This window comes from Nitrosomonas sp. Nm58 (genome assembly GCF_900107335.1).
Lineage (GTDB): Bacteria > Pseudomonadota > Gammaproteobacteria > Burkholderiales > Nitrosomonadaceae > Nitrosomonas.
On the sequence record NZ_FNPQ01000069.1, the window covers coordinates 1 to 7656 of the forward strand.

The 7656-nt window shown below is 45.8% G+C and carries 7 protein-coding genes, 1 tRNA gene and 1 pseudogene; 4 read left to right on the plus strand and 5 right to left on the minus strand.

Going from position 1 to position 7656, the window contains the following annotated elements:
• The 3 genes and pseudogenes from BLW34_RS14165 to istA form a co-directional block, all read right to left on the minus strand.
• A partial coding sequence (locus tag BLW34_RS14165; RefSeq protein ID WP_143037954.1) for a transposase occupies positions 1-239 on the minus strand: 239 nt, incomplete at its 3' end.
• 530 nt (positions 240-769) lie between these two features.
• The gene (istB, locus tag BLW34_RS14175) at positions 770-1510 is read right to left on the minus strand and encodes an IS21-like element helper ATPase IstB (protein WP_090580944.1); all 741 of its coding nucleotides are present in this window, start codon (positions 1508-1510) and stop codon (positions 770-772) included.
• Positions 1497-3035, minus strand: a pseudogene (gene istA, locus BLW34_RS14180) (IS21 family transposase). The gene istB and the pseudogene istA overlap by 14 nt, the downstream one beginning before the upstream one ends.
• 151 nt (positions 3036-3186) lie before the next feature.
• Between istA and BLW34_RS14185 the strand changes: the two are divergent.
• From BLW34_RS14185 to BLW34_RS16615, 3 genes are read left to right on the plus strand one after another with little or no spacing between them, the layout of a single operon-like run.
• Complete coding sequence (locus BLW34_RS14185) at positions 3187-3492, plus strand: hypothetical protein (protein ID WP_090580947.1); 306 nt, start codon at positions 3187-3189, stop codon at positions 3490-3492.
• Positions 3476-3772 carry a hypothetical protein gene (locus BLW34_RS16610; RefSeq protein ID WP_218138877.1) on the plus strand — a complete coding sequence of 99 codons (297 nt, stop codon included), beginning with the start codon at positions 3476-3478 and terminating at the stop codon, positions 3770-3772. The genes BLW34_RS14185 and BLW34_RS16610 overlap by 17 nt, the downstream gene beginning before the upstream one ends.
• 20 nt (positions 3773-3792) lie before the next feature.
• Positions 3793-4011, plus strand: a complete 219-nt coding sequence (locus tag BLW34_RS16615; RefSeq protein ID WP_256203814.1) for a transposase — start codon at positions 3793-3795, stop codon at positions 4009-4011.
• A gap of 146 nt (positions 4012-4157) precedes the next feature.
• On the opposite strand, the gene rlmB is transcribed toward BLW34_RS16615, so the two are convergent.
• Positions 4158-4901, minus strand: coding sequence for a 23S rRNA (guanosine(2251)-2'-O)-methyltransferase RlmB (gene rlmB, locus BLW34_RS14195; protein ID WP_090580950.1), 744 nt, complete (start codon positions 4899-4901; stop codon positions 4158-4160).
• Positions 4902-5054: 153 nt separating this feature from the next.
• Positions 5055-7232, minus strand: coding sequence for a ribonuclease R (rnr, locus tag BLW34_RS14200; protein WP_090580953.1), 2178 nt, complete (start codon positions 7230-7232; stop codon positions 5055-5057).
• A 66-nt stretch (positions 7233-7298) separates the two neighbouring features.
• Between rnr and BLW34_RS14205 the strand changes: the two genes are divergently transcribed.
• A tRNA-Leu gene (locus BLW34_RS14205) sits at positions 7299-7383 on the plus strand.
• Positions 7384-7656: the final 273 nt, after the last annotated feature.

The window sequence follows — 7656 nt, forward strand, 5'->3', positions numbered from 1 at the left end:
ACTCCATCTTTATCCGGCTCGCTCCAAATAGCAAAGTATGAATGGACCGTGCGCCACTTCGGAAATTCGCTTGGCAACATGCGCCACTGGCAACCGCTCTTGAGTAAATACAACACCGCACAAAATACTTCGTGCAAATCGACTCGACGTGGACTGGTCTTCTTGCGCGCACTTTCCAGCAGTGGGCGGATCTGCTCGAACTGTTCGCGACTGATATCACTTGGATAACTTGTTCTCATCCTGCAAATATCGCACTTTTTCTGTCAAACGAAAAGACTTTGAACAGGTTCTAAGAAGCTTAGTTGGCGAAGGTTCTATGAAAGACGTCCGGAAGATGCTGCCAATCTAAAATCATGGCTGATTGAAGCAATCAGACCAGCTCAAGCAAAGACTTCCCACATTTAACGCGAATAGAGCCTAGAACAATCACTGAAAAGGAGTGGAATGCTGATAGGTTGCGCAGGTAGATAAACCGTGTGATGGCGAAACAGGTCGGACCGCAAGAACGTAAACCTGAATTTTTACCAGTGCTCCGAGCACGAGACGGAGATGAGGGCGTTCTTGGCGAATTCCATCAGAGCCCGCAGAAAGAAATCCAGTCTGCAATAAGGCCGGATATAATTCTATTTCGCATTATAAGATGTAATAATAAGTCGTCTAGGCTCACGTAAATGGATGACAATTATGGCAAGACCAGCAGGTTGTCAATGGCCAACAGAACTAAGCCAGTATTGGCCATTAAAAGTGAGCCACTTTTAGTGGGTTAGCCTCAATTATTGAGTTTTGTTTTTAAACGATAACTTTCACCTCCCAGCATAAAGATATGAGAATGATGGATGAGCCGGTCAACGATGGGTACGGCAACATTGACATCAACAAAGAAGTCGCTCCAGTTGGTAAATTCCTTATTAGTTGTCAGGATAACGGAACAATATTCATAGAAGGCATTAATCAACTGAAACAAATTATGCATGCCTTGTTCGTTCATAGGTAGATAGCCCAGTTCATCGATGATCAGGACATCGAACTTGAGTAACTGGTTGATCTTCTTTTTTAATTCACCTTTGAGTTCAGCCAGTTCCAAGGTTTCCATCAGGCCCAGTGCGGTGGTGAAGCAGACTTTATAACCGGCATCGATGGCTTTCAAGCCAATCCCGATAGCCAAGTGAGTTTTGCCGACACCCGGTGGGCCGATAAAAACCACATTCTCCCGGTTGTCGATAAAACTGAAGTCCAGCAGACTGTTGATTTCCCGTTTGCTGATGGTGGTCTGGAAACGGTAGTCAAATTCTTCCAGGCTTTTGTGCAATGGAAAGGCGGCACGTTTTCTGTTTTGTTCAATGCGCTTGCTGTTACGCTGGTTGTGCTCATGCACCACGAGCGCTTCAGCAAATTGCAGATAGGAAATATCATTGGCTTGGGCCTGACTGAGCAGTTGTTCAAGTTGTTCAGCGATACCTGACAGACACAGGCCGCGGTATTTTTGTGCAACGCTGTTAATGGATGACATGGCTGGTTCCCTGATCACTACAGCGCTTGCTCAGCGCACCATATCGTTTCAGAACGGTTGATGACGTACGGCGGGGCAATACTGTATCCGTTTCACGATAACGCTGTGGATGCGAATGCCAGGCCTCCAGGCGATCTCGCAGACCTGCTGCAGTTAACCGTGGCGTATCAATCAATAAGGTCAGTAACGATGGATGGATTCTGCCGTGTTGCTGACAATGCGCGGCTAACACCTGTTTTGCACCCACTAACTGATCCTTATAGATTCTCGGTGCACTTGCTTTCAGCAAAGCGCAGAGCGCCTGGCCGTGCTCTGCATCGTCCAGTAATTGCTGGATATCAGTCTCCAAAGCCGCAATACGCTGCGCCTTGTCGCGGTAATGATCCGTGTTCTTGATAGTTTGACCTTGTTCCAGTCGGATCAAGTGTTCGGCGATGATTTCACCCGTCGGTGAATCGCTGATGCGCAGCTGACCGTTATGATTGACAACGCCAACTCGACTGTCTTGATAAGCCATCGGCACCGGGTATTTGTTTCCTTGCCAGGCAATCAGGCCAGTTTTGTCACTTTTACGAGTAACGATGCTTTCTGCGGACGACGCCTGAATACAGGAAGGGGTTAAATAAGGCAGCATGGCAGCTTTCTCTGCCTGTTCATAATGGGCGCGCGGCTGCTGTCTCGTGCTGCCATGCAGTCGTTGATTAGCCGTGTTGTCCAGCCAATCAGCCAGATAACGCTCTAGTTCATGCCAATTGGCAAAAGCTTCACCATACAAGCCGTTGTGCTTGACATATTTTACACCCGCTTCGACCTTGCCTTTACTCTCAGGATCATAGCCTTCACAGGCACGAATATGAAATCCCACCGCCGTCGCATATTGATGGAAACGTTGATTGAGTGTCAATTCCCGGAAGATTTCGCTGATCACCACCAGTTTGGTTTGATCGTACACGCATTCTTGGGGCATGCCACCAAAATAACGAAATGCCGCATCATGGTGCTGGATCAGCGTTTCGGTATTAATCGGCCGCGAAGATACCGATACATGCATCATGTCTGGAATAGGAAAGCACAAATATCGTCAGATAGACCGTGGTTTCAACCCCGCTAACCATCACGCCGCGCAGTTCACCCCCATCAACCTGACATTGCTCGCCCGGTATCATGTCCAATACCGGCTCATAATAACGCGCTTGTTTGAAACTGATCGTTTGCCTTAACGTCTGAATGTAGCGCCGCACCGAGCGATCTGAAACAGCCAGGTTCGTCACTTTAGCCTTCAATTTACGCAGCACCTTTACCACCGACAATCCCGGATAAGCTTGCAATAGTTGAATTATATAAGCCCGATATTCATCCAGCTTTTTGTTTCTGGCCGTGTCTGTCATACCCGTAGCAATCGCCGTCTCCGGCATGTTTAAATATTTATTGACAGTATTGCGGGATACGCCTAAATGCTTGGCAATCTTGCGTTCTGATAAGCCAGTGCCGTTGTTATATAACGCCTTATAATCTGATGTATCACAATCCACTCCTTCATGACAGTCTCTGAAAAATTCAGAGACTGTTACAGATTTATTCGGAAAAATAAATTCTAAAAAAGTGGCTCAAAATTGTTGGCCATTCCTGGCTCAGTTTAAATAGCCATTAACACAAGTGGTGAAGAGCATCTTGAATTGGCCCGAAATGCGGTATGGATCGCTAAAACAGCCGATGAACTGCGTAGCGCACAGGCTTTACTGCTGCCACTCCTGCCACTCGAATTGGGTCTGAGTCTGGAGCAGACGGCCATTGCTATTGGTCGATCAAAAGGCAACACCTGCACACTGCGTACAAATTACTGCAAGCGAGCCACTGGAAGAATGGCTGCGCCCGATGCCACCTACCCAAAAGGAGATCTCTTAGTCCGGGAAGACTGGAAAAAAACTCCCTGGGGTGCTGGGTCAAGCGATAACAGAGTTTACTGTGCCCCATGCGGCTGATGTTTCAAGACGAAGTACGATTTGGCCGCATCAGCGACCGCCGTCGCGCATGGGCACCTCGTCCAGTGCGTCCGCTAGTCAAGGCTATGCTACCTACGAGTACACCTACGCTTATGCGACAGTCTGCCCGTTGGACGGAAAGTTTGACAGCTTGGTGTTACCTAATGTCAACACTGAGTGCATGCAAATCTCTCTTGATGAAATCGCCAGGCGCTACCCCAATGAGAATATCGTTATGGTGATGGACGGTGTGCTGACTGGCATCGCAGCCATTCGCTGACGTTAGCTGAGAATCTTCGCTTGCTACTACTGCCACCTTATTCACCTGAACTCAATCCAGTCGAGCGCCTGTGGGATGAGTTGCGCGAAAAGAACTTTCATAACCGTGTATTTGACAGCATCGGCGCGCTCGAATCTCATTTAGTTGATGCACTTCGACATATGGAGGAAACTACGGATGTGGTGAAATCAATCGCCGGATGGGATGGGATAATTAATTCACTTTGTAACGCCAATTAAAATAAAACTGTAGCCAATTTCCGTTTTACCTAAACACGAAATATCGCTTGTCAAACCGGAAGGTGTCCATATAAGTGAACCATGAAGCAGTTCTAGGATTAAACACTATCCACAAGAACTAAAGAATTCTCACATTTGCCTAATAATCAGACCTTCTTCGCTCGCTGGCGATAGGTCTCGAATAAGCAAATGCCAGCACTCACTGACACATTCAAGCTTTCAACACTGCCGACCATTGGAATGCGCACCAATTGATCACAGGTTTCCCTTGTCAGGCGGCGCATGCCCTCATGCTCTGCACCCAATACCCAGGCGATAGGACCATCAAGTGTAATGGTGTCAAGGGTGCAGGTAGTCTCGGCTGCAGTACCGATAATCCAGATACCTTGCTGCTTAAGCTCACGCAAGGTTCGGGCTAAGTTAGTGACGGTAACAAAAGGAACAGTATCCGCAGCGCCGCTTGCGACCTTATGCACTGTGGCTGTCAGCCCCACCGAGCGATCCTTGGGTGCGATGATGGCATGGACACCTAATGCGTCAGCAACACGCAAGCATGCGCCTAAATTGTGAGGATCCTTGATACCATCTAATACCAGGAGTAAAGCGGGTTCGCTCAGTGCTTCCAGGACATCCTCAATCGCCACATAATTCTGAGTGGCTGCGATGTTGGCCACTACGCCTTGATGGTGAGTTGTGCCCACTATTCTGGCAAGCCTCGCATTATCGCAAAGTATCAAACGAACGTTCTTGATTTCAGCAAGTTTAAATAAATCACGCGCACGCTGATCATGCCGAGTCGAATCTAAATAGATTTCTTTGATACTGTCCGGGCTCTGCCGCAAACGGCTCATAATCGCATGAAACCCAAAAATATGCCGCGTCTGAGACATGTCGCTAGATAAGTAAGTTTGTAGTAAGAATTATGTAAAGCTAATGAACTAAAAGAACCTTATGCTTCTACTTCTATTTAGAGTCTGTGAAATCTGCAGCCGTTATGCTCCTGATAGCCAGGATGCATATGTCTACGTTTTTTTTACAGACTCTCAAGCGAGAACAAAGTCTATTTTGCGAGTTTCCAGATCAACTCGTACAAGCTTGACTTGGAAGCGATCGCCCAAGCGGTATTTTTTTCCAGTACGTTCACCATATAACATATGTTTAGTGTTATCAAAATGGAAATAATCGCTGGGTAACTCTGAAATATGAACCAATCCTTCCACATAAATTTGATCGAGTGCAACAAACAATCCGAATGCGGTGACACCACTGATGACACCGTCAAAGCATTCACCTATTTTATCCTGTATATAGAAGCACTTAAGCCACGACTCGACCTCACGTGTTGCCTCATCAGCACGACGTTCCGTCATTGAGCAATACTTGCCCAGCTCATGCCAATCGCCGCCAGATGGAGAATAGATATTGCCATTTAGAACCGCTTTGATGGCGCGATGTACCAATAAATCAGGGTAGCGCCGAATGGGTGAAGTAAAATGAGTATATGCCTCATAAGCCAATCCAAAATGGCCGATATTTTCAGGACTGTATATCGCCTGCCGTAGCGATCGTAGCATGACGGTTTGTAATAATTGTGCATCGGATCTGTCGTTGATTTTAGTTAATGCTTTAGCATAATCTTTTGCATGTGGTAGACTGCCGCCGCCTAGCTGCAAACCAAATTCCTTAAGAAAATCGCGCAGTGCTGTCAGTTTTTCCGGTGTAGGCCCTTCGTGGATACGATACAACACTGGCTGCTTGTGTTTCTGTAAAAAATCCGATGCACATACATTGGCAGCTAGCATGCACTCTTCTATTAGGCAATGCGCTACATTGCGTTGCACCGGAAGTATTTGTTCAATCTTGCCTTGCTCGTTAAAAACCATTTGGGTTTCAATCGTCTCAAAATCAATAGCCCCACGTTTTTTGCGCGCTTTTTGTAAAACTTTATATACTTTATAGAGTAATTGAATGTGCGGAAGTAAGTCGATATATTGCTTCGCATTGGCTTCTTTAGGATTGTCCACCATCGCTGCAACTTCATCGTATGTAAGTCGAGCATGAGAACGCATGACAGCTGGATAAAATTGGTAGTCTAGGTATTCACCATTGGTAGCTAATTGTATTTCACATACCATACAAAGACGATCCGCTAGCGGGTTAAGTGAACACAATCCATTAGAGAGTACTTCTGGTAACATCGGTATCACTCGCCGGGGAAAGTACACTGAATTGCCCCGCATAAATGCTTCTTTATCTAACGCATCATTATCGTGGACATAATGACTGACATCAGCGATGGCCACATATAATCGATAATCTTTTCCATCGCGTTGACTATATACTGCATCATCAAAATCACGCGCTGTTTCACCATCGATCGTAACCAACGGTAAATGACGAATATCTTTTCGCTTGGTCAGCTCTTTCTTCAGTACTTTTTTAGGGAATTTGGCAGAGATTTTCTCTATCTCAGATGAAAACTCATAAGGTAAATCGTATTTACGTAGTGCGATCTCGATTTCCATGCCAGGCGAAGTATATTCGCCCAGAATTTCAATAATATGACCAATAGGTTGGGTATGAATGTCAGGCTGCTGAATAATCTTCACAATTACGACTTGTCCAGCCTTAGCATTCATAGTGGCTTCACGAGGAATCAGAATTTCCTGGCTAATACGCTTGTTCTCAGCAATTACGAAAAAAATGCCATGCTCGGCATTGAATCTCCCAATGAGCTGTATATTGGTACGTTCCAGCACTTCAACGATTTTGCATTCACGGCGACCTCGTCGATCCATACCGATTTCACGTGTAATGACACGGTCACCGTCAAGTACCTTATGCATTTCTTTGGGACCGAGATATAGATCAGGGCTACCGTCATCGGTAATTAAAAAACCATAACCGTCACTATGCCCTTGTACCGTTCCCCTAATTAGCTCTAGCTTTTCAATGACACAGATATCCCCTTTTCGATTACGCATGATCTGACCTGAACGGATCATTGCAGCTAATCGACGGTTAAAAATTTCCGTTTCTTTAGGGGTTATATCCAATAGCTTCCGTAATAATACTTCGCTAACCGGAATACCCTGCTCATCAAGTATTTTTAGTATAAATTCACGGCTTGGCAAAGCAGTGCCATATCGCTCGCTTTCACGAGCGAGAAAAGGATCAAGTTTACGCAGCTGATTCTTCTTATTTTTCTTCTTGATTGACAAAACAATGGTTTCCTATAAAATCACGAATTCTTCATATATCCTGGCTAAAGGTTAGGATATGATGCTGCCCAGATGGCGGAATTGGTAGACGCGCATGGTTCAGGTCCATGTGCCTTCGGGTGTGGAGGTTCGAGTCCTCTTCTGGGCACCATAGTCATTAAACTAAGCCTTTCCCAATTCTCCCAAAACTGCTCAGAATACCTTATTACAAGCGCCTTTCGGCGCATTTTCCTTTGCCCTCGTTTCATCAATAATTCCCATTTTGTCGCTATTATCCACGGATATTTTCACGGTTGGAATATGGGAACTAAACGCAAGAAAAACTCTAGCAGGCCGTTGAAAAACCTACTAACTGCGTTAGAATTTTAAGAAACGACACTATATTTTAACTTATGCGCGGCCTTGAACCTTCTCAACAGCAGCT